24 protein-coding genes are annotated in these 22,462 nt (G+C 71.7%); 13 read left to right on the top strand and 11 right to left on the bottom strand.

The features are described 5' to 3' along the window. Positions 1-26 precede the first annotated feature (26 nt). Entirely contained in the window at positions 27-815 is a 789-nt protein-coding gene (locus AB0878_RS28995; protein WP_366583514.1) for a crotonase/enoyl-CoA hydratase family protein, read from the bottom strand. Positions 816-877: 62 nt separating this feature from the next. On the opposite strand from AB0878_RS28995, the gene AB0878_RS28990 reads away from it, so the two are divergent. Further along, positions 878-2,470: an acyl-CoA synthetase gene (locus AB0878_RS28990; RefSeq protein ID WP_366583386.1), complete on the top strand. Its 1,593-nt coding sequence runs from the start codon at positions 878-880 to the stop codon at positions 2,468-2,470. Between the two features lie 8 nt (positions 2,471-2,478). Further along, positions 2,479-3,585 (top strand): nitronate monooxygenase family protein, encoded by a 1,107-nt coding sequence (locus AB0878_RS28985; RefSeq protein ID WP_366583385.1) that lies wholly within the window; start codon positions 2,479-2,481, stop codon positions 3,583-3,585. 69 nt (positions 3,586-3,654) lie between these two features. Here AB0878_RS28985 and AB0878_RS28980 read toward each other — a convergent pair whose 3' ends face one another. Both AB0878_RS28980 and AB0878_RS28975 read right to left on the bottom strand, forming a co-directional pair. Beyond that, positions 3,655-4,461 (bottom strand): serine protease, encoded by an 807-nt coding sequence (locus tag AB0878_RS28980; RefSeq protein ID WP_366583384.1) that lies wholly within the window; start codon positions 4,459-4,461, stop codon positions 3,655-3,657. A 142-nt stretch (positions 4,462-4,603) separates the two neighbouring features. Then, the gene (locus AB0878_RS28975) at positions 4,604-5,827 is read right to left on the bottom strand and encodes an amino acid permease (RefSeq protein ID WP_366583383.1); all 1,224 of its coding nucleotides are present in this window, start codon (positions 5,825-5,827) and stop codon (positions 4,604-4,606) included. A gap of 123 nt (positions 5,828-5,950) precedes the next feature. On the opposite strand from AB0878_RS28975, the gene AB0878_RS28970 reads away from it, so the two are divergent. The 8 genes from AB0878_RS28970 to AB0878_RS28935 all read left to right on the top strand — a co-directional run bounded on the left by AB0878_RS28970 (position 5,951) and on the right by AB0878_RS28935 (position 11,973). Further along, positions 5,951-6,331: a DoxX family protein gene (locus tag AB0878_RS28970; RefSeq protein WP_366583382.1), complete on the top strand. Its 381-nt coding sequence runs from the start codon at positions 5,951-5,953 to the stop codon at positions 6,329-6,331. Positions 6,332-6,455: 124 nt separating this feature from the next. Continuing rightward, positions 6,456-7,574, top strand: coding sequence for a TIGR03364 family FAD-dependent oxidoreductase (locus AB0878_RS28965; RefSeq protein WP_366583381.1), 1,119 nt, complete (start codon positions 6,456-6,458; stop codon positions 7,572-7,574). Next, complete coding sequence (locus AB0878_RS28960; protein WP_366583380.1) at positions 7,571-8,239, top strand: phosphonatase-like hydrolase; 669 nt, start codon at positions 7,571-7,573, stop codon at positions 8,237-8,239. The genes AB0878_RS28965 and AB0878_RS28960 overlap by 4 nt, the downstream gene beginning before the upstream one ends. Before the next feature lie 187 nt (positions 8,240-8,426). Then, a complete protein-coding gene (locus tag AB0878_RS28955) occupies positions 8,427-8,840 on the top strand; it encodes a hypothetical protein (RefSeq protein WP_366583379.1) in 414 nt (137 codons plus the stop codon). A gap of 41 nt (positions 8,841-8,881) precedes the next feature. Then, on the top strand, positions 8,882-9,388 hold the full coding sequence (locus AB0878_RS28950) for a hypothetical protein (protein WP_366583378.1): 507 nt from the start codon (positions 8,882-8,884) through the stop codon (positions 9,386-9,388). 178 nt (positions 9,389-9,566) lie between these two features. Further along, positions 9,567-10,004 (top strand): SRPBCC family protein, encoded by a 438-nt coding sequence (locus AB0878_RS28945; RefSeq protein ID WP_366583377.1) that lies wholly within the window; start codon positions 9,567-9,569, stop codon positions 10,002-10,004. A 105-nt stretch (positions 10,005-10,109) separates the two neighbouring features. After that, complete coding sequence (locus tag AB0878_RS28940) at positions 10,110-11,546, top strand: MFS transporter (protein ID WP_366583376.1); 1,437 nt, start codon at positions 10,110-10,112, stop codon at positions 11,544-11,546. Between the two features lies 1 nt (position 11,547). Further along, on the top strand, positions 11,548-11,973 hold the full coding sequence (locus AB0878_RS28935; RefSeq protein WP_366583375.1) for a MarR family transcriptional regulator: 426 nt from the start codon (positions 11,548-11,550) through the stop codon (positions 11,971-11,973). 103 nt (positions 11,974-12,076) lie between these two features. Here AB0878_RS28935 and AB0878_RS28930 read toward each other — a convergent pair whose 3' ends face one another. From AB0878_RS28930 to AB0878_RS28915, 4 genes are all read right to left on the bottom strand, one after another. Continuing rightward, positions 12,077-13,735, bottom strand: a complete 1,659-nt coding sequence (locus tag AB0878_RS28930) for a fumarate hydratase (protein ID WP_366583374.1) — start codon at positions 13,733-13,735, stop codon at positions 12,077-12,079. A 418-nt stretch (positions 13,736-14,153) separates the two neighbouring features. Next, positions 14,154-15,185: a sigma-70 family RNA polymerase sigma factor gene (locus AB0878_RS28925; protein WP_366583373.1), complete on the bottom strand. Its 1,032-nt coding sequence runs from the start codon at positions 15,183-15,185 to the stop codon at positions 14,154-14,156. Between the two features lie 323 nt (positions 15,186-15,508). After that, positions 15,509-15,934 (bottom strand): D-aminoacyl-tRNA deacylase, encoded by a 426-nt coding sequence (gene dtd, locus AB0878_RS28920; protein WP_366583372.1) that lies wholly within the window; start codon positions 15,932-15,934, stop codon positions 15,509-15,511. Then, on the bottom strand, positions 15,931-17,445 hold the full coding sequence (locus AB0878_RS28915; protein ID WP_366583371.1) for a class I SAM-dependent methyltransferase: 1,515 nt from the start codon (positions 17,443-17,445) through the stop codon (positions 15,931-15,933). Before AB0878_RS28915 ends, dtd begins: the two co-directional genes overlap by 4 nt. A gap of 19 nt (positions 17,446-17,464) precedes the next feature. Here AB0878_RS28915 and AB0878_RS28910 point away from each other — a divergent pair, with 19 nt between their 5' ends. Both AB0878_RS28910 and AB0878_RS28905 read left to right on the top strand, forming a co-directional pair. Further along, positions 17,465-18,748, top strand: coding sequence for an amidohydrolase (locus tag AB0878_RS28910; protein ID WP_366583370.1), 1,284 nt, complete (start codon positions 17,465-17,467; stop codon positions 18,746-18,748). Between the two features lie 17 nt (positions 18,749-18,765). Beyond that, positions 18,766-19,113 carry a DUF3099 domain-containing protein gene (locus tag AB0878_RS28905; protein ID WP_366583369.1) on the top strand — a complete coding sequence of 116 codons (348 nt, stop codon included), beginning with the start codon at positions 18,766-18,768 and terminating at the stop codon, positions 19,111-19,113. Positions 19,114-19,170: 57 nt separating this feature from the next. On the opposite strand, the gene AB0878_RS28900 is transcribed toward AB0878_RS28905, so the two are convergent. The 4 genes from AB0878_RS28900 to AB0878_RS28885 are packed head-to-tail and all read right to left on the bottom strand — an operon-like array spanning position 19,171 to position 22,096. Continuing rightward, positions 19,171-20,043, bottom strand: coding sequence for a carbohydrate kinase family protein (locus AB0878_RS28900; protein ID WP_366583368.1), 873 nt, complete (start codon positions 20,041-20,043; stop codon positions 19,171-19,173). Then, the gene (locus tag AB0878_RS28895) at positions 20,040-20,954 is read right to left on the bottom strand and encodes a pseudouridine-5'-phosphate glycosidase (protein ID WP_366583367.1); all 915 of its coding nucleotides are present in this window, start codon (positions 20,952-20,954) and stop codon (positions 20,040-20,042) included. The genes AB0878_RS28900 and AB0878_RS28895 overlap by 4 nt, the downstream gene beginning before the upstream one ends. A gap of 9 nt (positions 20,955-20,963) precedes the next feature. Then, on the bottom strand, positions 20,964-21,605 hold the full coding sequence (locus AB0878_RS28890) for a hypothetical protein (protein ID WP_366583366.1): 642 nt from the start codon (positions 21,603-21,605) through the stop codon (positions 20,964-20,966). Further along, a complete protein-coding gene (locus tag AB0878_RS28885) occupies positions 21,602-22,096 on the bottom strand; it encodes a pyridoxamine 5'-phosphate oxidase family protein (protein ID WP_366583365.1) in 495 nt (164 codons plus the stop codon). Before AB0878_RS28885 ends, AB0878_RS28890 begins: the two co-directional genes overlap by 4 nt. Before the next feature lie 104 nt (positions 22,097-22,200). Between AB0878_RS28885 and AB0878_RS28880 the strand changes: the two genes are divergently transcribed. Then, positions 22,201-22,443 carry a DUF3039 domain-containing protein gene (locus AB0878_RS28880; protein WP_366583364.1) on the top strand — a complete coding sequence of 81 codons (243 nt, stop codon included), beginning with the start codon at positions 22,201-22,203 and terminating at the stop codon, positions 22,441-22,443. Positions 22,444-22,462 lie beyond the last annotated feature (19 nt).

The raw sequence follows: 22,462 nt of genomic DNA, 5'->3' as shown, positions 1-22,462 counted from the left end.
GTGAAGAGGCCGGCCCCTTCGCGATCTCAACGACCCTCGAACCGTGGCTTCCTCTTCTCCGCGAACGCGCGCGGTCCCTCCTTCGCGTCGGCCGACGCGAAGACCTCCATGCCGTACTTGGCGTCCAGTTTGAAGGCCTCGTTCTCCGGCAGGCCCTCTGTGTCGCGCAGGGTGCGGAGGATGGCGCGGACCGCGACGGGGCCGTTGGCGTTGATGAGTGACGCCAGTTCCAGGGCGCGGGAGAGGGCGGTGCCGTCGGGGACGACGTGGCCGATGAGGCCGCAGGCGAGGGCCTCGGGGGCCGAGAGGTGGCGGCCGGTGAGGAGGAGGTCGGCGGCGAGGGTGTAGGGGATCTGGCGCGCCAGCCGCACGGCGGAGCCGCCCAGGGGGAACAGGCCCCAGCGGGCCTCGGAGACGCCGAAGCGCGCGGATTCACCGGCGACGCGGATGTCCGTCGCCTGGAGGATTTCGGTGCCGCCGGCGATGGCGGGGCCCTCGATGGCCGCGAGTAGGGGTTTCGAAAGGCGGCGGCCTTTCAGGAGACCGTCGATGCGGCTCGGGTCGAAGGCGCCGGAGTCGAAGGCGTCGGAAGGGGCGTTGCGGGACATCGACTTCAGGTCGGCGCCCGCGCAGAAGGCGCCGCCCGCGCCCGTGAGGATGCAGGAGCGCACCTGCGGATCGGTGTCCGCGCGGTCCCACGCCGAGGTCATGATCGCGAGCATCTCGCCGGTGAGCGCGTTGCGGGCCTCGGGGCGGTTCATCGTCACCACGAGGGTCTGGCCTTCCAGGGACACGAGGGCGTGGGGTGCGGCCAAGGAAACCTCCCGGAGAACGCGGGCCATTGCCCAGAACGATAACATGTTCTACTTTGAAGGGCGTGGCACTCAACATCGCGGATCTACTCGAGCACGCCGTCGACGCCGTGCCGGAGCGTGTCGCGGTCGTGTGCGGAGCGAGGCAGGTGACGTTCGCCGAGCTGGAGGCCCGCGCGAACCGCCTGGCGCACCACCTCGCCACCCACGGCGTGGGACGCGGGTCCCACATCGGTGTCTATTCCCGCAACTCCATCGAGGCCCTGGAAACGATGTTCGCCGCGTACAAGCTGCGCGCCGTCGCCGTGAACGTGAACTACCGCTACGTCCACGGCGAGCTGAGGTACCTGTTCGGCAACGCCGATCTGGTCGCCCTCGTGCACGAGCGCCGCTTCGCCGGCAAGGTGGCGAAAGTCCTCCCCGAGACGCCGAAACTGAAACACGTTGTCGTCGTCGAAGACGGGTCGGACGCGGCCTTCGAAGGCGTCGCCTACGAGGAAGCGCTCGCGCGGCACGACCCGTGCCGCGACTTCCCCGAGCGCAGCGCCGACGACCTCTACATCCTCTACACCGGCGGCACCACCGGTTACCCGAAGGGCGTGCTCTGGCGTCACGAGGACATCTGGCGCGCGCTCGGCGGCGGCATCAACTTCGTCACCGGCGAGTACGTGCCCGACGAGTGGACGCTCGCCGAGCAGGGCAAAGCCGGCAGCCTCACCCGGTTGCCCGCTGCGCCGCTCATCCACGGCGCCGCGCAGTGGGCCGCGTTCGGCGCGTTGTTCACCGGCAGCCCGGTGGTGTTCGTGCCGCAGTTCGACGCGCACGACGTGTGGAAAGCCGTGCAGGAGAACAAGGTTCAGGTGATGACCATCGTCGGCGACGCCATGGCGCGCCCGCTGGTGGAGGCCTACCGCGAGGGCGACTACGACGCTTCCTCGCTCGTCGCCGTGTCCAGTCACGCCGCGCTGTTCTCGCAGTCGGTGAAGCAGGAGCTGCTCGACCTGCTGCCCGGCGTCGTGCTCACCGACGCGATCGGCTCGTCGGAAAGCGGTTTCACCGGGATCGGCATGGTGGGCAGGGACTCCGACCACAGCGCCGGACCGCGCGTGATGTTCGGCAAGGACGCGATCCTGCTCGACGAGGACGGCGCGGTCGTCGAGCGCGTGCCCGGCGCGGTCGGGCTCATCGGCCGCCGCGGCCACGTGCCGCTCGGCTACTACAACGACCCCGAGAAGAGCCGCACGATCTTCGCCGACGTCGACGGCGTGCGTTACGTCGTGCCCGGCGACTGGGCCCGCTACGAGGACGACGGCACGGTGACTCTCCTGGGCCGCGGCTCGCAGTGCGTGAACACCGGCGGCGAGAAGGTGTACCCCGAAGAGGTCGAGGGCGCCCTGAAATCCCACCCCGACGTGTTCGACGCGCTCGTGATCGGCGTCCCCGACGAGCGCCTCGGCCAGCGCGTGGCCGCGGTTCTGCAGCCGCGGCCCGGCGTGGCGCCCGACCTCGCGGCGATCGAGGCGCACGTGCGCACCGAGATCGCGGGCTACAAGGTGCCGCGCACGGTCTGGCTCGCCGACGAGATCGGCCGCTCGCCCAGCGGCAAACCCGACTACCCGTGGGCCCAGCGCTACGCAGCCGAACACGAACCCGCCTAGGAGTGCGCATGTGGACTTCCCTCTGCGACCGGCTGGGCATCGAGCTGCCGATCGTCGGCTTCACGCCGTCGGAGCACGTCGCCGCCGCGATCAGCCGCGCGGGCGGCCTCGGCGTGCTCGGCTGCGTGCGGTTCAACGACACCGCCGAGCTCGACGCCGTGCTGTCCTGGATGGACGAGAACACCGGCGGAAAGCCGTACGGTGTGGACATCGTGATGCCCGCGAAGATCCCCGCCGAGGGCACCCAGGTCGACCTCACCAAGCTCATCCCCGACGCGCATCGGTCCTTTGTCGACGAAGTGCTGCGCGATCTCGCCGTGCCCCCACTGCCCGACGACACCGACGAACGCGCCGGCGTGCTCGGCTGGCTCCACTCGGTGGCGCGGTCCCATGTGGCCGTCGCGCTCAAGCACCGCATCAGCCTCATCGCCAACGCGCTGGGCTCGCCGCCCGAAGACGTGATCGAGCGCGCGCACGCCGCCGGCGTGCCCGTGGCGGCGCTCGCGGGCAAGGGTGAGCACGCGGCCCGCCACGTCGCGCGCGGCGTGGATCTCGTGGTGGCGCAGGGATACGAGGCCGGCGGGCACACCGGCGAGATCGCGTCGATGGTGCTGGTGCCGGAGATCGTCGACGCCGTCGGCGCGCGGGTGCCCGTGCTCGCGGCCGGCGGCATCGGCTCCGGCCGCCAGGTCGCGGCCGCGCTGGCGCTCGGCGCGTCGGGCGTGTGGATGGGCTCGGTCTGGCTCGCCACCGAGGAGTACCGCCGCACCATGCCGGCCTCCGGCGCCATGCAGACCGCACTGGTCAACGCGACGTCCGCCGACACCGTCCGCACCCGCATCTACACCGGCAAACCCGCCCGCCTGCTCAAAACCCGCTGGACGGACGCCTGGTCCGCCCCCGGCGCGCCCGAGCCCCTGCCGATGCCCCTGCAGAACCTCCTGGTCTCCCACGCCCACAACCGCATCCACGCCGCGGACGACCCGACGGTGGTCTCGATGCCGGTCGGCCAGATCGTCGGCCGTATGGACCGCGTCCGCCCGGTGGCCGACGTGATGGCGGACCTGGTGAGCGGCCACGAGGAAACGTTGGCACGACTGGACAAGACGCGCTGAAGCGGTCTGGTCTCGAAGCGCCGGAGAACGGCGCACCGCCTCGGCGGCACGCCGTCTCCGTCAGGCGAGTCAGATCTTCGAAGCCGCCGAGGCGATTGCGCTGGCGAAGGTGGTCACCTCGGTGTACACGCCGGGTGCGTGGGCGCGGGCGCAGCCGGTGCCCCAGCTCGTGATGCCGACCTGGACCCAGTCGCCGGCGGTGTCACGGCGGAACATGGGGCCGCCGGAGTCGCCTTGGCAGGTGTCGACGCCGCCGGCGGAGACGTTGCCCGCGCAGATTTCCGCGTTGGCGATGAGGCCGGAGTAGTCGCCGCCCTGGGCTTTGCACGTCGAGTCGCTCACGAAGGGCACCTGGGCCTTCAGCAGGTAACGCTGTTGCGCGCCGCCCTCGGTCGCGGCGCCCCAGCCCGCGATGGTGAACGTGCCGGTGTTCAGGGAAGCGCTGGACGCGAGCGGCAGCGTCGGGACGCCGGAGACGGGGCTCGCGAGCTTGATCAGCGCCCAGTCACCGCCGGTCGTGTCGTACGTGGTTGAGCGGTAGACATAGCTGGAGCGCACCTTCTTCGCGCTGGAGCTCTGCAAGTCGACCACGCCGAGCGTCGCCGTGATCGAGGAGTTCGAGCCGGTGCGCGTGACGCAGTGGGCGGCGGTGAGCACGATCTGCGGCGTGTACAGCGCGCCGCCGCAGCCCATGGAAAGCCTTACCATCCAAGGGAACTCGCCTTGCGCTGCCCGGCTGCCGCCCACCACCTGGGTGCCGTTCGTCGACGGCGGCGGGCCGGCCACGGCGGGGGTCGCGAGCCCGACCGCGGCGGCCAGCGCCGTGACGCCGACGAGAGCTTTTCCGAGCAGGGTGAACCGTCTCTTGAAGGTCATGCGGGAATCCGTCCTTCCGGTGTCCACAAGGGAACGGGGATACGGGGAGTGATGACTCGACTACACCAGACCCCGGTCAACCGGACAACCGACTTTCTTCGGATCTTTCGGGCGAACGGTCCCCTCGTGCCACAGAACCGGTTCAGTGCCGGGCAGTTCGCCTCCGCACGGCGTACGCCAGCGCCCCGAGCGCCAGCGCCGCGCACCCCGCCACCACCGAAGGCCACGGCAGGCTGAACGCCAGCTCCGCGCACCCCGCGAGCCCCAGCACGGCGACGAACCGCGGCGCCGGGTTCTCGTCCGCCCGCAGCCGCAACGCCGCCGCGTTGGCGATCGCGTAGTACACCAGCACCGCGAACGACGAAAACCCGATCGCCCCACGGAGATCCACCGTCGTGGCGAGCACGGCCACCACCACGCCGACCGCCAGTTCCGCCCGCTGCGGCACCTCGAACCGCGGGTGCACCACGGCGAGCCCGCGCGGCAGGTACCCGTCACGGGCCATCGCCAGCGTCGTGCGCGAGACACCGAGCACGAGCGCCAGCAACGAGCCCAGCGACGCCAGCGTCGCGCCGGCCCGCACGACCGGTGAGAGCCATGGTGCGGCCGCCTCCGCGATCGGGTCCGGGCTCGCCGCCAGCCGTTGCGGCCCGAGCGTGAGCAGCAACGCGACGGCGACCACGGCGTAGACCACCAGCGTCAGCCCGAGAGCGAGCGGGATGGCCCGCGGAATGGTCCGCGCGGGGTCCCGTACCTCCTCCCCGAGCGTGGCCAGGCGCGCGTATCCGGCGAACGCGAAGAACAGCAGCCCCGCCGCCGTCAGCACCCCGCCACCGTCGAACGGCGTGAACGGCTCGGCCACGAACCCGCCCGACGTCGCGCTCCCGACCGCCACCGCCAACACCACCAGTGTGATCACCACGATCACCCGCGTCGCCAGCGCCGACCGGTGCACCCCGAGGCAGTTGACCCCCGTCACGGCCGCCACGACCCCGACCGCGATCACCGCCCGCCACGGCTGCCCCACCCCGGGCGCCGCGTACGCCACGACCGTCAACGTCATCGCCGCACAGCTCGCCGTCTTGCCGGTGACGAACCCCCAGCCCGCGAGGTACCCCCAGAACTCACCGAGCCGCGCCCGCCCATACACGTACGTGCCGCCCGACTCCGGGTGCCGCGCCGCCAGCCGCGCCGACGACGTCGCGTTGCAGAAGGCGACCACCGCGGCGATCCCCAACGCGGGCAGCAACCCGGCCCCCGCGGCGCCGGCCGCCGGCGCGAACGCCGCGAACACCCCCGCGCCGACCATCGACCCGAGCCCGAGGAACACGGCGTCGGTCAGCCCCAGCCGGCGGGCGAGCGGCATGGTGGGTTCCTTTCACCGGGTGCGGGCAGCGACAGCCAACCACAGCTCGGCGCCGAAATCCCTGTGTCACACCTCGCGGCTCTCCCTCGTTCCCCCCGCGACCGCCATTCGAAGGGAGACCCCGTGAACGCCGCACTCTGGGCCGGGCAGATCGTCCTGGCCCTGCTCTTCGCCCTGTCCGGTTCGCTCAAGTCCACGATGTCGCGCGAACGCATGCTCGAAACGGGCCAGACCGGCGCCGCCGCCTACCCGCTGCCGGTGGTGCGGTTCACCGCGATCTGCGAGCTCATCGCCGTGGTCGGATTGATCCTGCCCCAGCTCACGGGCGTCGCGCCGAGCCTGACGGGCTGGGCCGCCGTCGGCCTGGTCGTGGTGATGATCGGGGCGATGGCCATGCACGCGCGGCTCGCGATCGTGCAGCACAAGGCCGCGGAGTGGCGCAACGTCACCGTCAACGCCCTCATCCTCGCCGTCGCGGTGTTCGTCGCCAGCGGACGCTTCTGAGCGAAACAACGCTGACGCAAACAACCCCGGGACAAACAACCCCGAGTCACTCCACCCCACGTCTTCACTCTCCGTTCCCCACCGCGAAACTCCCCATTCCCACCGCTGAACGACCGTGGCGCTCGTGCGAATCCTCATCGTCGGTGGCGGCGTCCTCGGCACCATGCACGCGTGGCAGGCGATCCACCGCGGCCACGACGTCGTCCACCTCGAACGCGAGCCCGAAGCGCGCGGCGCGTCCGTGCGCAACTTCGGTCTCGTCTGGGTCAGTGGCCGCGCGGACGGCCCGGAGCTCACCACCGCGTTGCGCGCCCGCCAGCTGTGGCAGACGATCGCCGAGCAGACGCCGGTGCTGGGCTTCCGCGCCAACGGCTCGCTCACGGTCCTGCGCACCGAAGCCGAGCGCGCCGTCGCCGAAGCCGCGACCACGAAGGCCGACGCGGCCGAGCGCGGTTTCGAGCTCCTCACCCCGGCCGAGACCCGCCGGCTGAACCCCGCGCTGCGCGGCGACTTCACGGCTGCGCTGTGGTGCGAGCGCGACGCGGCCGTCGAACCCCGCACCGCCCAGCCCGCCCTGCGCGCGGTGCTGCAGAAGACCGGCCGCTACACCTGGCTGCCCGGCCGCGAAGTCCGCACGCTGACCGACACCGGCGTCACCGACGACCACGGTAACCGCCACGAAGGCGACGTCACGATCTTCTGCACCGGCGCGTGGCTCGGCGGACTCGTCCGCGAGCTCGCCGGGGAAATCCCCGTGCGCCGCGTGCGGCTGCAGATGGCGCAGACCGAACCCCTCGGCGAGACGCTGACCACGAGCGTCGCCGATGCCGACAGCTTCCGCTACTACCCGGCCTTCCGCAGCGACGCGCTGGCCGAGCTCGGCCGCACCCAGCCCCAGGGCGACGTCGCCGCCGCCCACGCCATGCAGCTGCTCATGGTCCAGCGCCTCGACGGCTCGCTCACCATCGGCGACACGCACGAGTACGACCAGCCCTTCGGCTTCGACGTCACCGAAGACCCGTACGAGCACCTCGCCGAGGTCGCCGGCGCGCTGCTGGGCCGGCCGCTGCCGCGCATCCGCCGCCGCTGGGCCGGCGTGTACGCCCAGGCCCTCGACCCGGCCGCGATCGTGCACCGGGAACGCTTGGCGGACAACGCTTTCCTCGTCACCGGCCCCGGCGGGCGCGGCATGACGTGCTCGCCCGCGATCGCCGAGGACACCGCGCGGGAGCTGGGCCTGTGACGACCGAGCTGGTCGTGCTGGACCTCGCCGGCACCACCGTCGTCGACGACGGGCTCGTGGTGCGCGCCTTCACCGCGGCGATCGGTGCCGCCGGAGTGCCCGAATCCGACGATCGGTTCCCGGCGATGCTCGCGCACGTGAACGCCACCATGGGCCAGTCGAAGATCACCGTCTTCCGTGCCCTGCTGCCGGCCGAGGACCTCGCGCAGCGCGCCAACGCGGAGTTCGAACGCGCCTATGCCGAGCTCGTCGCGGCGGGGGAGTGCAAGCCCGTGCCCGGCGCGGAGGACGTGATCCGTGGCCTGCGCCACGGCGGCGTGAAAGTCGCGCTGACCACCGGCTTCGCGGCCGTGACGCAGCAGGCGATCCTCGAGGCGCTGGGCTGGCGCGACCTCGCCGACCTCACCCTCGCCCCGGGCGAGGGCCGGCGCGGGCGCCCGTACCCGGACCTCGTGCTGACGGCGGTGCTGCGCCTGGGCGTCACCGACGTGCGCAACGTCGCCGTCGCCGGGGACACGCCGTCGGACGTGCGCACCGGGTTGTCCGCGGGCGCGCGCGTGGTGGCGGGGGTGCTGACCGGCGCCGGCACGCGCGCCGAGCTCACCGAGGCCGGGGCGACGCACGTGCTGGACTCCGTGCGCGACCTGCCGGACGTGCTCGACTGAAGTTTCTTCCCGGCCCGTGCAACCACCCCGGCCCGGATTCCGTCCGCACGGTATGCGGACAACGGTGAAAGTCCTGGGTGTGAGCGTTCTGCTGCTTTCGGCCGCGGCGTGCGGCGGCGGAGGGGCCGCGCCGGCGGGACCGGGCCCGTCCAGCGCACCGCCGACTTCAACCGCGCCGACTTCAACCATGCCGTCTCCGACGACGCCGTCGGTGCCGTCGTCACCCACGCTGCCCCCGCCGATGCCGCTGCCGTCCCCGTCCGGCCCGCCGCAGAGCCGGCCGACGCAGGGCACCCCGCCCGGTGACACGGCACCCGCCGCCGGCCAGCTCGACGCGTCGGCGCTGCCCGCCGGCTACCCCCACGACGTGACGCTCGCGCAGGGCGGCAAGGTCGTGGTGATCCACGCCGAAGAGGGCGGCTGCGACCACATCACGGCCGCCGCCGGCGAGCAGACCGCGCAGCAGGCCGTCGTGATCGTCACGGTCACCAAGGCGCCCCACGGCCAGATGTGCCCCATGCACGTACGCGAGATCTCGCTGCCCGTGCCGCTGGCCGAACCGCTCGGCGGCCGGAAGCTGGTGCTGCGCCCCGGTCCGTGAGCGGATGCAACCGGATGCGGTCCGTGTTCCGTCCTTGAGCCATGAGGTACTTGACGAAGCTGGTCGGCACGGGCTTGATCCTCGCCACGGTGACAGCCTGCGGCGCCCAGGCGACCATGGCCACGAACCCCGCGTCCGGAGGCGATTCCGCGGCACCGAGCGGCAGCATCTCGACCTCGCCGTCGTCGGTGCCGAAGCCACCGCCCAACCCGCCGGGCCGGTCCCGGCTCGAGGTGCCGGCCGGCAGCACGCCGGTGCCCGCGGACAAGGTCGACGCGAAGGCACTGCCGTCGGGCTTCCCGCACGAGGTCTACACCGCCAACGGCGGCACGATCATCAACGTCCGCGCCGAAGAGGGCGGCTGCGGCCACGCCCTCGGCGAGGCGATCGAGCAGACCGCGCAGCACGTGGTGCTGGACCTGAGCGAGACCAAGGCGCAGACCGGTCAGATGTGCACGATGGACCTGCGTTACCCCTACATCTCCGTCGCGCTCGCCGCGCCGCTCGGCGAGCGGACGGTGGTTCTGAAGCAGTCACCGCCTCGGTGACGGCTTCGCCGGGGTCGGCACCGCACGGCTCGTCGGGGGGCACCGGACCGAGCCACCGGCACCGGCACCGGCGATCACCCGGGTGCCACACCCGCACCCGTGGCACCCGGGTGATCTCCACCTTCCCGCCCCGCGTTCGAATCGTGGGCGCACCGACCGAGCCCTAGGCTCACCGGGCATGGGCACCCGCCAGATCTCGCGCACCGCGGTCGTCGCCGCGTCACCCGAGCAGCTGTTCGACCTGCTCGCCGATCCCGCCAACCACCCGCTGATCGACGGGTCCGGCACGGTCCGCCGCGGCCGTGACGGCGCCCCTTCCCGGCTCTCGCTCGGCGCGAAGTTCGGGATGGACATGAAACTGGGCGCGCCGTACCGGATCAGCAACACCGTGGTGGAGTTCGAGGAGAACCGGCTCATCGCGTGGCGCCACTTCGTGGGTCACCGCTGGCGCTGGCTGCTGGAGCCGGCAGGCGAGGGCAAGACCACCGTGACCGAGACGTTCGACTACTCCACCGCGGCCTCGCCGCTGGCGATCGAGCTGATGGGCTTCCCGAAATGCAACGCCGACGGCATCGAGAAGACCCTCGCCCGGCTTACGAAGATGTTCCCCGGCTGACCGCAATGCGGCGTGAGCTGTACCGCGTTCGGCGGTAGGCGCGGACAGTTAGTTGTAGTGTGCTAAATGTTAGGATTCTACAACTACCTTCTGTGAAGGGGTACCGTGCCGGAGCTCAGCCGTCGGCGGCGCCAGATCGTGCTGGCGGTCTGCTGCATGAGCCTGTTCATCGTCGGGCTCGACAACACGATCGTGAACCTGGCGCTGCCCTCCATTCAGCACGATCTCGGCGCGTCCGTGTCGAGCCTGCAGTGGACGATCGACGCCTACACGCTCGTGCTCGCGAGCCTGCTCATGCTGTCGGGCTCGACGGCCGACCGGCTCGGGCGGCGGCGCACGTTCCAGACGGGCCTCGTGCTCTTCGGCGTCGGCTCGCTGCTGTGCGGTCTCGCGCCGAGCGTGGGCCTGCTCATCGCGTTCCGCGCGCTGCAGGCCATCGGCGGGTCGATGCTCAACCCGGTGGCGATGTCGATCGTCACCAACACGTTCACGGACCCGAAGGAGCGCGGGCGCGCGATCGGCATGTGGGGCGCCACCATGGGGTTGTCCATGGCCGTGGGTCCGGTGCTGGGCGGGCTTCTCGTGGGCGCGGCCGGCTGGCGCTCGATCTTCTGGATCAACGTGCCGGTCGTCATCGCGGCGGTCGTGCTCACCGCGGTGTTCGTGCCGGAGTCGCGCGCGCCGCGGCCGCGCCGGATCGACCCGGTGGGCCAGCTGCTGGTGATCGTGTTCCTCGCCGGGCTGACCTACGGCATCATCGAGGGCCGCGACGCCGGGTACGGCTCGCCGCAGATCCTCGTCGCGTTCGTGCTCGCCCTGGTCTCGGTGGCTGTGTTCGTGCCGTACGAACGAAGGCGGCGAGACCCGCTGCTGGAGCCGCGGTTCTTCCGCAGCGCACCGTTCTCCGGCGCCACGCTCACGGCGGTGTCCGGCATCGCGGCGATGGCCGGGTTCCTCTTCCTCAACTCGCTCTACCTGCAGGACACCCGCGGCTTCAGCGCCCTGCACGCGGGCCTGCTCACGCTGCCGATGGCCATCATGTGCGCGATCTGCGCGCCCATCTCCGGCCGGCTCGTGGGCACCCGCGGCGCGCGGCTGCCGCTGGTGGGCGCGGGGATCGGCACCGTGATCGGCGCGCTGCTGATGCTCGACCTGTCCTCGACCACGCCGCTGTGGCGGCTGATCATCGCCTACGTCGTGTTCGGCATCGGGTTCGGCCTGGTCAACGCCCCGATCACCTACGCGGCGGTGTCCGGCATGCCGCGCTCGCAGGCCGGGGTCGCCGCCGCGATCGCCTCGACGAGCCGCCAGGTCGGCACGTCGCTGGGCGTGGCGGTGATCGGCGCGGTCGTCACCGCTCGCGTGCACGGCCCGTTCGCCGGCGGCCTCGCGGCAGCCAGCCACGCCGGCTGGTGGATCATCGGCGGCTGCGGGTTGCTGGTGCTCGTGCTGGGGCTGGTGACCACCACGCGCTGGGCGTACGCCACGGCGCGGCGCGTGGGCGTCGAAGAGGAAGCCGACTCGGGACTGGTCCGGGCCTGACATGGGCACGGAGTCCGACCTCGAGGTCGCCACCCGCGTGTGGGCCCGCGTGCGCGCGCTGGTGCTCGACCGCCACGAACGCAAGCGTGAAGTGTGCGAAGCGCTCGGCATGAGCTTCATCAAGATCAAGGCGCTGCGCCGGGTCGCGGCCCGGGCGCTGACGATGAGCGAGCTGAGCGAGCAGCTCAACACCGACCGGCCCTACACCACGCACGTCGTGGACGAGCTCGTCCGCCGCGGCCTCGTGCTGCGCGAACCGCACCCCGAGGACCGGCGCAGCCGCGTCGTCACCGTCACGGCCCCCGGCGCCGTGGCCGCGGCCCAGGCCGAGCGCATCCTGGGGGAGCCGCCGAAGTCGATGCTCGCGCTGTCGTCGGCGGAGCTGGCCGAGCTGGACCGCCTGATCGCCCAGGTCACCGACGACTGACCCGACCACCCCCATGTGGCGTTGGTTGCGCTGAGCGCACCCGATGCGGCGTTCGGTGCGTTTGAGCGCACCGAACACCACATCGGGCTGCATCGGGGCGGTGCTAGCGGAAGCTGATCTGCAGCACCGGTTCGCTGGTGGCGGCGAAGAAGTCGTTGCCCTTGTCGTCGATGACGATGAAGGCGGGGAAGTCCTCGACCTCGATCTTCCACACGGCTTCCATGCCGAGCTCGGCGTACTCGAGCACGTCGACCTTCTTGATGCAGTCCTTGGCCAGCCGCGCGGCCGGGCCGCCGATCGAGCCCAGGTAGAAACCACCGTGGTTCTGGCACGCGGCGGTGACCTGCTTGGAGCGGTTGCCCTTCGCGAGCATCACCATCGAGCCGCCCGCGGCCTGGAACTGCTCGACGTAGGAGTCCATGCGCCCGGCCGTGGTGGGGCCGAACGAACCGGACGCGTAGCCGTCGGGCGTCTTCGCCGGGCCGGCGTAGTACACCGGGTGGTCCTTGAGGTACTGCGGCATCTCCTCGCCGGCGTCGAGGCGCTCGGCGATCTTCGCGTGCGCGATGTCGCGCGCGACGACCAGCGGCCCGGACAGCGACAGCCGCGTCTTCACCGGCAGCTGCGAGAGCTGCGCGCGGATCTCGTCCATCGGGCGGTTGAGGTCCACGCTCACGACCTCGTCGGACAGGTCGTCCTCGGTCACGTCGGGCAGGAACTGCGCCGGGTCGCGCTCGAGCTGCTCGATGAACACACCGTCGGCGGTGATCTTGGCCTTGGCCTGGCGGTCGGCCGAGCACGAGACCGCGATGCCGACCGGGCAGCTCGCACCGTGGCGCGGCAGGCGGATCACGCGCACGTCGTGGCAGAAGTACTTGCCGCCGAACTGCGCGCCGATGCCGAACTGGCGCGTCATCTCCAGCACCTGCTGCTCGAGGCTCGGGTCGCGGAACGCGTGCCCCAGCTCTGAACCCTCGGTCGGGAGGGTGTCGAGGTAGCGCGCCGAAGCCAGCTTCGCGACCTTCAGGTTGAACTCCGCCGACATGCCGCCGACGACGATCGCCAGGTGGTACGGCGGGCACGCCGCGGTGCCGAGGCTGCGCAGCTTCTCGTCCAGGAACCGCGCGAGCCGCTTGGGGTTCAGGACGGCCTTGGTCTCCTGGTACAGGAACGTCTTGTTCGCGCTCCCGCCGCCCTTGGCCATGAACAGGAACTCGTAGGAGGGATCGCCTTCACCGTCTTTGTGGTACAGCTCGACCTGCGCCGGCAGGTTGGTGCCGGTGTTGCGCTCTTCCCAGAAGTTGGTGGGCGCCATCTGCGAATAGCGCAGGTTCAGCTGCTGGTAGGCGTCGAAGATGCCCTCCGACAGGGCCCGCTCGTCGTCACCTCCGGTCAGCACGCCCTCGGACCTCTTGCCGATGACGATGGCCGTGCCGGTGTCCTGGCACATCGGCAGCACGCCGCCGGCCGAGATGGCCGCGTTGCGCAGCAGGTCCATCGCGACGAACCGGTCGTTGCCGCTCGCCTCGGGGTCGTCGACGATCGCCCGCAGCTGCTGCAGGTGTGACGTACGCAACAGGTGCTGGATGTCCGTGATGGCGGTGCGCGCGAGCGTGGTCAGCGCCGCGGGGTCGACCTTGAGGAACTTCCGGCCGGCCGCTTCGACGGTTTCGACGCCGTCGGCGGTGACCAGCCGGTACTCGGTGGTGGTGTCCTTGCCCAGCGGCAGGACTTCGGTGTGCTGAAACGTGGTGGACGGCACAGCCAGGCTCCTTTGCCCTGATCGGGATCCGACCACGGTACTCAGCGGTCTCCGGCGCCCCGCACACCCGCGCGGCGACTGTGTTGCAGGGCACTTCGGGAGTTTGGTTCGGGAGGCCGGGCCCACCCCGACGGACCCGACCTCCCGGGGAAAGCGGCCGGATGCGTACACCCGCCGCGTGGCTCACACCTGGCGTTCCGTTCGCCTAGCACGACAGTCTCGTGACGTAGGTCATAAGTCAACGCGGCCGAACGGGTGTTGCCCACTGGTTGCTACCCACTCACCAACAGGCTCAAACGCCCGTGATCGTTCGCCGCGCCCCGCCTGCGAAAACGGGTCGAAGACGGCCCGAAAACGGCCCGGGAACGCCGAAGACCCCGTGGACCGGGGGCCACGGGGTCTTCGGGGTTTCAACGACTTAGGACGCGTACGCGCGCAGGCGGTCGGCTCGCTCGCCCTGGCGGAGCTTCGCCATGACCTCACGCTCGATCTGACGCACGCGCTCGCGCGAGAGACCGAAGTGCTTGCCGATCTGGTCCAGCGTGCGGGGCTGGCCGTCGTCGAGGCCGTAGCGCAGGCGGATGACGTGCTGTTCGCGGTCGTCGAGCGTCGCGAGGACGCGGCGCAGGTCGTCCTGCAGGAGACCGGAGATGACGGCGCTCTCGGCGTCGGTCGCTTCGGAGTCCTCGATGAAGTCGCCCAGCGGGGCGTCTTCCTCGGCGCCCACGGGCATGTCGAGGCTCACCGGGTCGCGCGACTGGTCGAGCAGGTCCGAGATCTTGTGCACCGGGATGCCCGACTCGGCGGCCAGCTCTTCGTGCGTCGCGTCACGGCCGAGCTGCTGGTGCAGGTCGCGGCGAATGCGGGCGAGCTTGTTGACCTGCTCCACGAGGTGGACCGGCAGCCGGATGGTGCGACCCTGGTCGGCCATCCCCCTGGTGATGGCCTGGCGGATCCACCAGGTGGCGTAGGTCGAGAACTTGAACCCCTTGGAGTAGTCGAACTTCTCCACCGCGCGGATCAGACCCAGGTTCCCCTCCTGGATCAGGTCGAGCAGCGGCATCCCCCGGCCGGTGTAGCGCTTCGCGAGCGAGACCACGAGGCGGAGGTTGGCCTCCAGCAGGTGGTTCTTCGCCACGTGCCCGTCGCGCACCAGCGCGGTGAGCTCGGTGCGGCGCTTGGCCGTGAGGTCTTCGGCGGTGTCGAGCATGTGCTGCGCGAACACGCCCGCCTCGATGCGCTTGGCCAGCTCGACCTCGTCGGCCGCGGTGAGCAGCGCGGTCTTGCCGATGCCGTTCAGGTACACGCGCACCAGGTCGGCGGCCGGGCTTTGGGCGTCGAGGTCGGCGTCCGTGAGCGTCCCCACACTCGCGGGTTCCTCGTTCTGCTGTGCTGGAATCCCACGCTCGCGAATCCCGCGCGCTTCGCGTTCGAGAGTCTGGACTGACATTCTCTGCCTCCCCGGTCACGGGCTGAACGTGTCTCGCCTGTACTGCGCCTTCGGTGTCGGGCCCTGTGGAAACCCTGACCGCCGGCCCAGCCGGCTTAGCTGGACACTTGTGGTAACGCGTCGGGTTTCCAAAACGTTCCCGGCTCGCTGAAGAAAGGACGGGCACACCCGTCGACCGGTTGCTCCACCAAAACTGAGCTTTTGCTGAGAAGCGCGCCACAGCGGGAATAATCATGAGAATTCCATGAGAATCCGCGCATGAGGTGAACCACTCGGTGCCCGGATACGTTCCCGGGCACCGAGAGCGGCGCAGCGGAAGTGGTCTAGACCTCGACGAGAACGGTGAACGGACCGTCGTTCACGCTCTCCACCGCCATCATCGCGCCGAAGCGCCCGGTGGCCACGGATGCCCCGCGGTCACGCAACTCCAGCACTACCGCGTCCACCAGGGGCTCGGCCACTTCCGGGCGCGCGGCGGCGACAAAGGACGGCCGGCGGCCCTTGCGCGTGTCGCCGTAGAGCGTGAACTGGGACACCACCAGCAACGGCGCGCCCGCGGTCGCGCAGGACTGCTCGTCGCGCAGGATCCGCAGTTCGTGGAGCTTGCGCGCCATCGTCGCCGCTTTCACCCGATCGTCGTCGGCGTGAATTCCCAGCAGCACCAACAGTCCCGGTTCTTCGAGCGCGCCGATCACCTCTTCCTCGACCGTGACACTCGCCCGGGTGACCCGCGCCGCGACGGCCCTCACCGCGACGTCGAAGAGCCGGCCGGCACGAGCATCCCGTGCCGCACGAGCTCCCGCACCACGGGCAGCGCGGCGGCGGCCAGCTCGGCCGGGTCGAGGCCCTGCGCGGCCGCCAGCAGCTCCACGAGGTCCTCCAGCGCCAGCACGCCCCGGCAGCCGGCCAGCAGCCGCGTGGCGAGCTCGTCGACCTCGTGCTGCCACCCGGGTCCGTCGGTGCGGTGCAGGCGCCGCACGGTGGTCTCCCAGCCCTCGTCGCCGGGGGAGTCGACGCGTTCCAGCAGCACGCTGTCGGGCACGCGGAAGGCGGTCTCCATGAGCTCGTCGCCGTGCGTGCGCAGCCAGTCGACGCGGTCGAGCCAGTTCGCGGCCTCCGGGCCGAGCGGGTCGTCGTAGGCCTGGCGCAGGTCTTCGCACACCACGGTCGGCGTCTTCCCGGCCGCGCGGCGGAGCGTGACGAAGCCGAAGCCGATGCCCTGCACGCGGTTCTCGGTGAACCAGTCGAGCCAGGCGGCGGCCTTCACGCGGCCTTCGGGCGAGCGCGGGTCGATGCCCTCGTCGCGCAGCCAGGTGCCCACGTACAGCGCGGGGTCGGCGACGTCGCGCTGCACGAACCAGGCGTCCGTCTCCGCCGGCAGCCAGCGCGCCACCCGATCGGCCCAGTCCTCACCGCCCGTGTGGAGCCAGGAAGCCAGCAGCTGCCCCGTGCCGCCGTCGTTGAGGAACCCCGGCAGCTGGCGCACGACGAGCGCGCTGGCGTCGTCGCCGGCCAGGCCCGAGTCGCGATAGGTGTAGTCCACGCGCGGTGGTCCGACCACGAACGGCGGGTTGCACACGATCTGGTCGAACCGGCGCCGCGCGACCGGCGCGAACCACTCGCCGCGCACCAGCTCCACGTCGAGCTCGTTGAGCCGGAACGTGCCGGCGGCCAGCGCCAGCGCCCGCGCGGAGACGTCCGTGGCCGTCACGCGCTGGGCGTGGCGCGTGGCGTGCAGGGCCTGCACGCCGTTGCCGGTGCCGACGTCGAGCAGGGTGCCGACCGGGCGCCGGCTGGTGGCGCGGATGAGGCTGAGCGAGGCGTGGCCGACGCCGAGCACGTGGTCCTCGGGCACGGCGTGGCCGAGCATGTCGGCGTCGAGGTCGGCCACGACCCACCACGAGCCCTCCTCGTCGCCGTGCGGGCGGATGTCCAGGGCGGCTTTGTACCCGTCCGTGTCGGCGGCGAGGATGCCCGCGGCGACGGCGGCTTCCGGGGTCAGCGGCGAAAAAGCGGACTCCACGGACTTTTCGGGCTCGGTGAGGCCGAGGAGGAACAGCCGCACGAGCGTGCCGAGGTCGCCCGCGTCGAGGCTCGCGCGCCGGGCGGGCTCGGGCTCGCCGCGGCCGAGCGCCGCGTGGGCCGCGCCACCGAGGGCGTCGACCACCCCGTCGGCGTCGTACTCGGCGCGCCGGAAGGCCTCGCGCAACCGCGCGCAGACGTCGTCGGACAGGTCGGGCAGAGGCGTGTTCGTGCTCACGGTGGGTAAGCCTGCCACGATGGGTTCCGTGACCTCCCATCCCGTCGAACGTGTCCTCGCCCCGCTCGCCGCGGCCCTGCCCGGCCTCGAGGCGCTCTACGTCGACTTCCACCGCCACCCCGAGCTGGCGTTCGCCGAGACCCGCACCGCGGCCGAGCTGGCGCGCCGGCTCGGCGCCGACGGGTTCGAGGTCCACCCCGGCGTCGGCCGCACCGGCGTGGTCGGCGTGCTGCGCAACGGCGAAGGCCCCACGGTGATGCTGCGCGCCGACATCGACGCGCTGCCGGTCGAGGAGAAGACCGGCCTCGAGTACGCGAGCACCGCGCGCGGCGTCGACGAGGCGGGCAACGACGTGCCCGTGATGCACGCCTGCGGGCACGACATGCACGCCACCTGGCTCTCGGGCGCCGCGAGCCTGCTCGCCGCCGGGCGCGAGGAGTGGTCCGGCACGCTGCTGGTCGTGTTCCAGCCGGCGGAAGAGGGCAACGGCGGGGCGTCCGAGATGATCGCCGACGGCCTGTTCGACCTGGCCGGGAGCCCCGACGTCGTCTTCGGCCAGCACCTCGTGCCCGGCCCGGCCGGCTGGGTCCTCACCAGACCGGGTGTGCTCATGGCGGCGTCCGACACCCTGCGCATCACGCTGCACGGGCGCGGCGGCCACGGCTCGCGGCCCGAGACCACCGTGGACCCGGCCGTGATGGCGGCCTCGGTGGTGCTCAAGCTGCAGACGGTGGTCTCCCGCGAGGTCGCGGCCACCGAACCGGCCGTGGTCACCGTGGGCTCGCTGCACGTCGGCTCGGTCGGCAACGTCATCGCCGACGACGCCGTGCTCGAAGTCAACACCCGCGCCTTCGACGACGCGGTGCTGCTGCGGCTGCGCGCGGCCATCGAACGCATCGTGAACGCCGAGGCCGTGGGCGCGAACGCACCGAAGCCGCCGACGGTCGAGCTGCTCAACTCCTACCCGGCGACCTCGAACGACGAAACCGCTTCCGACGAGCTCACCGAGGTCTTCCGCGGGCACTTCGCCGAAGGCACCGTGCTGCCCGCACCGCTCGTGACCGGCAGCGAGGACTTCGGCGAGTTCGGCGCGGCGGCCGGGGTGCCGTCGGTGTTCTGGCTGGTCGGGGGCTTCGAGCCGCAGGAGGTGATCACGGCGATGACCGAGGGCCGCTTCGAGACCGACATCCCGTCGAACCACTCGCCGCGCTTCGCGCCGATCCTGCACCCGACGCTGCGCGCGGGCGTCGAAACGCTCGTCGTCGCCGCGTTGTCACGGATGTCCCACCCGGGTGTCGGATGACGGCCCGGAGTGGGAGCATGAACGGTGGAGGTGGTGCTGTGAACGAGCCCGCCCGAGGTTCCGATCCCCGCCCGGCCCCGGTGCTGATCACCGAGGCAGAACCGTCCTACGAAGATCAGCTGGCCGCGCGCAAGAAGAAGTACATCATCATGATGGTGTGCCGCATTCCGTGCCTGATCCTGGCCGGGCTGACCTACCACACGTGGTGGCTCGCGGTCACGTTCCTCGTGATCTCCGTGCCGCTGCCGTGGATCGCGGTGCTGATCGCCAACGACCGGCCGCCGCGCAAGACGCAGAACGTCAACCGCTACGAGCGGGAGGCGAAGCAGATCGAGAACCGCGAACACCGGGTGATCGACGGCTGACCCGTTCTCGTGAGTGCTGCCGCGGGACTTCCGGACAGCACTCACGAGCAGGCGGCTTCACCCGGGCTGGGGGCCGAGGCGGCTCACGGCCAGCGCGCCCAGTCGCGTCCCCGCGCGCAGTACGTCTACAGTGGACTGTCCGGCGAGCCAGGTGGTGAGGACACCGGCGTCGAACGCGTCGCCGGCGCCCGTGGAGTCCACGCAGTCGGCTTCGACCGCGGGCACGGTGGTCACGCCGTGGGTGTCGACCCAGGCGGCGCCGCCGAGGCCCGCCGTCACCACGACCGCGCCGACGGTGCCGAGCAGCTCCTTGGCCGACAGCGGATCGGCCGAACCCGTGAGCGCCACCAGTTCCTCGGTGTTGGGCATGAGCAGGTCGGTGCCGCGCACGTCGTCGAGGAACGCCGCCGGGTCGTGGATGTGCGCGGCCGCCTGGGGATCGACCGACGTGGTGAGCCCGGCCGCCTTCGCCGCCGCCAGAGCGGCGAGGCCGGCGGGCCGGGAAGACGGGTCGAGCAGCACGTAGCCCGACAGGTGCAGGTGGCTCGCGCCGGCCAGCGCCTCCGGGGTCACGTCCTCGGGCCGGAAGCGTTTGTTCGCACCGCGGTCGGCGAGCATGCTGCGCTGTCCTTCGGCGTCCATCATCACGACGACGCAGCACGTGGCCGCCTCGGGGTCGACCGCGAACGCGCAGCGAACGCCCGTCGCCTCCAGCTCGGCCTTGATCAGCCGGCCGCCGGAGTCGTCGCCGATGCGGGCCACCAGCGTGGTGTCGGCGCCCAGGGAACGCAGCCACAGCGCGGTGTTCGCGCCGGCGCCGCCGCCGGTGAAGCGGATCTGCGCGCGGGCGTCGCCGCCGTGGGGGAGCGGTTCGTCGTGCCGGGCGACCACGTCGAGGCCGGCGTCGCCGACCACCACGATGCCGGTCACGCCCGCACCGCCAGCGCGACGGCGACCTCGGTGGCCAGCTTCGCGTTGTTGAGCACGAGGGCTTCGTTCGCGTCGATGCTCACACCGCCGCTCGCGGTGTGGAAGTGCTCCAGCAGCGCGGGGGTCACGTCGGAGCCGTGCACGCCGCCGTCGCGCAGCTTCGCGAGCCCGTCGGCCAGCAGCCGGTCGTGGAGTTCACGGTCCATTTCGGACTCTTCCGGGATGGGATTCGTGAGCAGCACACCGGAATCCGCGTACGCGCGGTGCGCGGCGATCACGGCGGCGGCTTCCTTCGCGTCGTCCACGCGCCAGCCGACCGGGTGGCCCGACGAGCGGAGGTAGAACGCGGGGAACTCGTCGGTGCGGTAGCCCAGCACCGGCACGGAGTTGGTCTCCAGCACTTCCAGCGTCGCCGCGATGTCGAGCACCGACTTCACGCCGGAGCACACCACGACCGTCGGCACCTTCGCGAGCACACCGAGGTCCGCCGACACGTCCCAGCTCTGCGCCGCGCCGAGGTGCACCCCGCCGAGGCCCCCGGTGGCGAAGACGCCGATCCCGGCCGCGGCGGCCAGCGCCGACGTGCCCGCCACGGTGGTCGCGCCCGAGCGGCCGAGGCCGACGGCCGGGCCGAGGTCGCGCAGCGAGAGCTTGTCCAGTCCGGCGCCGGGCGCGCAGACGCGCTCCAGTTCCGCGGGCGACAGGCCGATCACCGGACGTCCGTCGAGCACGGCGATCGTGGCCGGCACGGCACCGCCTTCGCGCACGACCTGCTCCAGGCGGTGGGCGACGTCGAGGTTGCGGGGGTGGGGCAGCCCGTGCGACAGGATGGTGCTCTCGAGGGCGACGACGGGGTGGCCGTCACGCAACGCCGAGGCGACCTCCTCGTGGAGGAAGAGTTGTGTGGTCACGGACGGACATCATCGGTGATCGCCGGCGTGCTCCCGCCAGCGGGTCAGCTCGGCCGTCAGGTTGCGCCGCGCGGCCGTCTCCCAGCGTGCCCGCGCGGTTTCGCTGCGGTACAGCAGGGGCCGGGCCAGCAGGTTCGCCAGCACCGCCGTCCGCCCGGCGGCCCACGCCGGGTCGTCGTACTTCGCGTACTCGCGGCGGACGGCGGCGGCGTACTCGGCGTAGGCCGCGGGGGTCGCGCCCAGGATCGCGAGGTCGGCGTCGAGCAGGGCGGTGGCCGCTTCGTCGTCTTCCGGGGCTTCGTGGGCCGCGGTGGCGAGCACGAGAACCTCGGCACGCCGGACGTGCTGCGCGCCGGCGCCCGCCCGGGTGAGCCAGTGGCGCAGCCAGCCGGCGCTCGCGCGTTCGTCCTCGCCCGGCACGGCGTCGTAGACCACGTCGTGCGCCCACGCGGCGAGTGTGACGGCGGCGCGTTCGGCTTCGGGGAGGCCTTCGGTCAGGACGGCGCTGTCCCGCGCGACGGCCGTGGCGTGGGCGAGGTCGTGGTAGTGCCGGTGTGGTTCGCCGTAGCGCGCTTCGAGGTCGCGCCAGGCTTCCCGGGCCACGTCCTCGTCGCCGCCGGCGTGCGCGACCGCGGTGCCCCAGGTGGTCACGGCGTGAACTCCCATCGTGTCGGCGAGGTCGTGAAGTTCTTCTCCCGCAAGGCGAACACCGTCTCGGGCCGCACCCGCACGGACGCGTTCACGGCCGGGTCGAGGAAGTCGATGCCGTACGCCGTCCCGTACTTGGCGTTCATCGCGTCGAGGAACTCCCGGATCTCGTCGGCCTCGGTGACGACCTCGGCCGGGCCCGCGAGCACCACGGGCTCTTCGGGGTCCTCCGTCGCGACGGACACGGCCGAGCCGGCCGCGACGTTGCGCGCCTTCACCGAGCGCAGCGACGAGGAGAACCACAGCACCTCGCCGGTCCACACGGCCCACACGGGCATGAGGTGGGGCAGGCCCGCGGCGGTCACCGTGGCGAGCCAGTAGTCGTGGGAGGCGCGCAACCGCTCGTCGGCCCAGCGCCACGGCAGCAGCCCGGCCGAAGCGGGGGCGATGCCGTAGCCCGGCATGTGCGGCCTGGTCGCGGTCGGTCCGTCCATGACGCGGCTCCCGCCGTCGGTGCCCGTGAGTGCCCCTGGGTGCCCTGACCCTAGTCCCGCGGCCGGAGATTCCGGCACCCGCGCGACTGAGGCATGATGGACGCGTGAGCACCGAGACGCTGACGAAGCCGGAGACCGACAGCACCGAGTCGACCGACGACGACTCCCCGAAGATGTTCCACTACGTGCGCAAGAACAAGATCGCCGAGAGCGCGGTCATGGGCACGCACGTGGTGGCGCTCTGCGGCGAGGTCTTCCCGGTCACGAAGTCGCCCAAGCCGGGTTCCCCGGTCTGCCCGGCCTGCAAGGAGATCTACGACGGCCTCCGCCCCGGCGGGGACGAGTAGGCAGGCAGGCCCCGACGAC

Origin of the sequence: Amycolatopsis sp. NPDC047767, assembly GCF_040704195.1 — a bacterium.
In the GTDB taxonomy this organism is placed as follows: Bacteria; Actinomycetota; Actinomycetes; order Mycobacteriales; family Pseudonocardiaceae; genus Amycolatopsis.
The sequence above is the reverse complement of the archived record's forward strand: the minus strand, read 5'-3'. Positions and strand labels throughout refer to the sequence as shown.

Bases quoted from the DNA above. Each gene is read 5' to 3' on its own strand.
- AB0878_RS28935 (WP_366583375.1), top strand. From the start codon at position 11,548: ATGGGCACGGAGTCCGACCTCGAGGTCGCCACCCGCGTGTGGGCCCGC.
- AB0878_RS28885 (WP_366583365.1), bottom strand. From the start codon at position 22,096: ATGGACGGACCGACCGCGACCAGGCCGCACATGCCGGGCTACGGCATC.
- AB0878_RS28910 (WP_366583370.1), top strand. From the start codon at position 17,465: ATGGGTTCCGTGACCTCCCATCCCGTCGAACGTGTCCTCGCCCCGCTC.
- AB0878_RS28985 (WP_366583385.1), top strand. From the start codon at position 2,479: ATGTGGACTTCCCTCTGCGACCGGCTGGGCATCGAGCTGCCGATCGTC.
- AB0878_RS28905 (WP_366583369.1), top strand. From the start codon at position 18,766: ATGAACGGTGGAGGTGGTGCTGTGAACGAGCCCGCCCGAGGTTCCGAT.
- AB0878_RS28955 (WP_366583379.1), top strand. From the start codon at position 8,427: ATGCCGTCTCCGACGACGCCGTCGGTGCCGTCGTCACCCACGCTGCCC.
- AB0878_RS28945 (WP_366583377.1), top strand. From the start codon at position 9,567: ATGGGCACCCGCCAGATCTCGCGCACCGCGGTCGTCGCCGCGTCACCC.
- AB0878_RS28925 (WP_366583373.1), bottom strand. From the start codon at position 15,185: ATGTCAGTCCAGACTCTCGAACGCGAAGCGCGCGGGATTCGCGAGCGT.
- AB0878_RS28980 (WP_366583384.1), bottom strand. From the start codon at position 4,461: ATGACCTTCAAGAGACGGTTCACCCTGCTCGGAAAAGCTCTCGTCGGC.
- AB0878_RS28950 (WP_366583378.1), top strand. From the start codon at position 8,882: ATGAGGTACTTGACGAAGCTGGTCGGCACGGGCTTGATCCTCGCCACG.
- AB0878_RS28975 (WP_366583383.1), bottom strand. From the start codon at position 5,827: ATGCCGCTCGCCCGCCGGCTGGGGCTGACCGACGCCGTGTTCCTCGGG.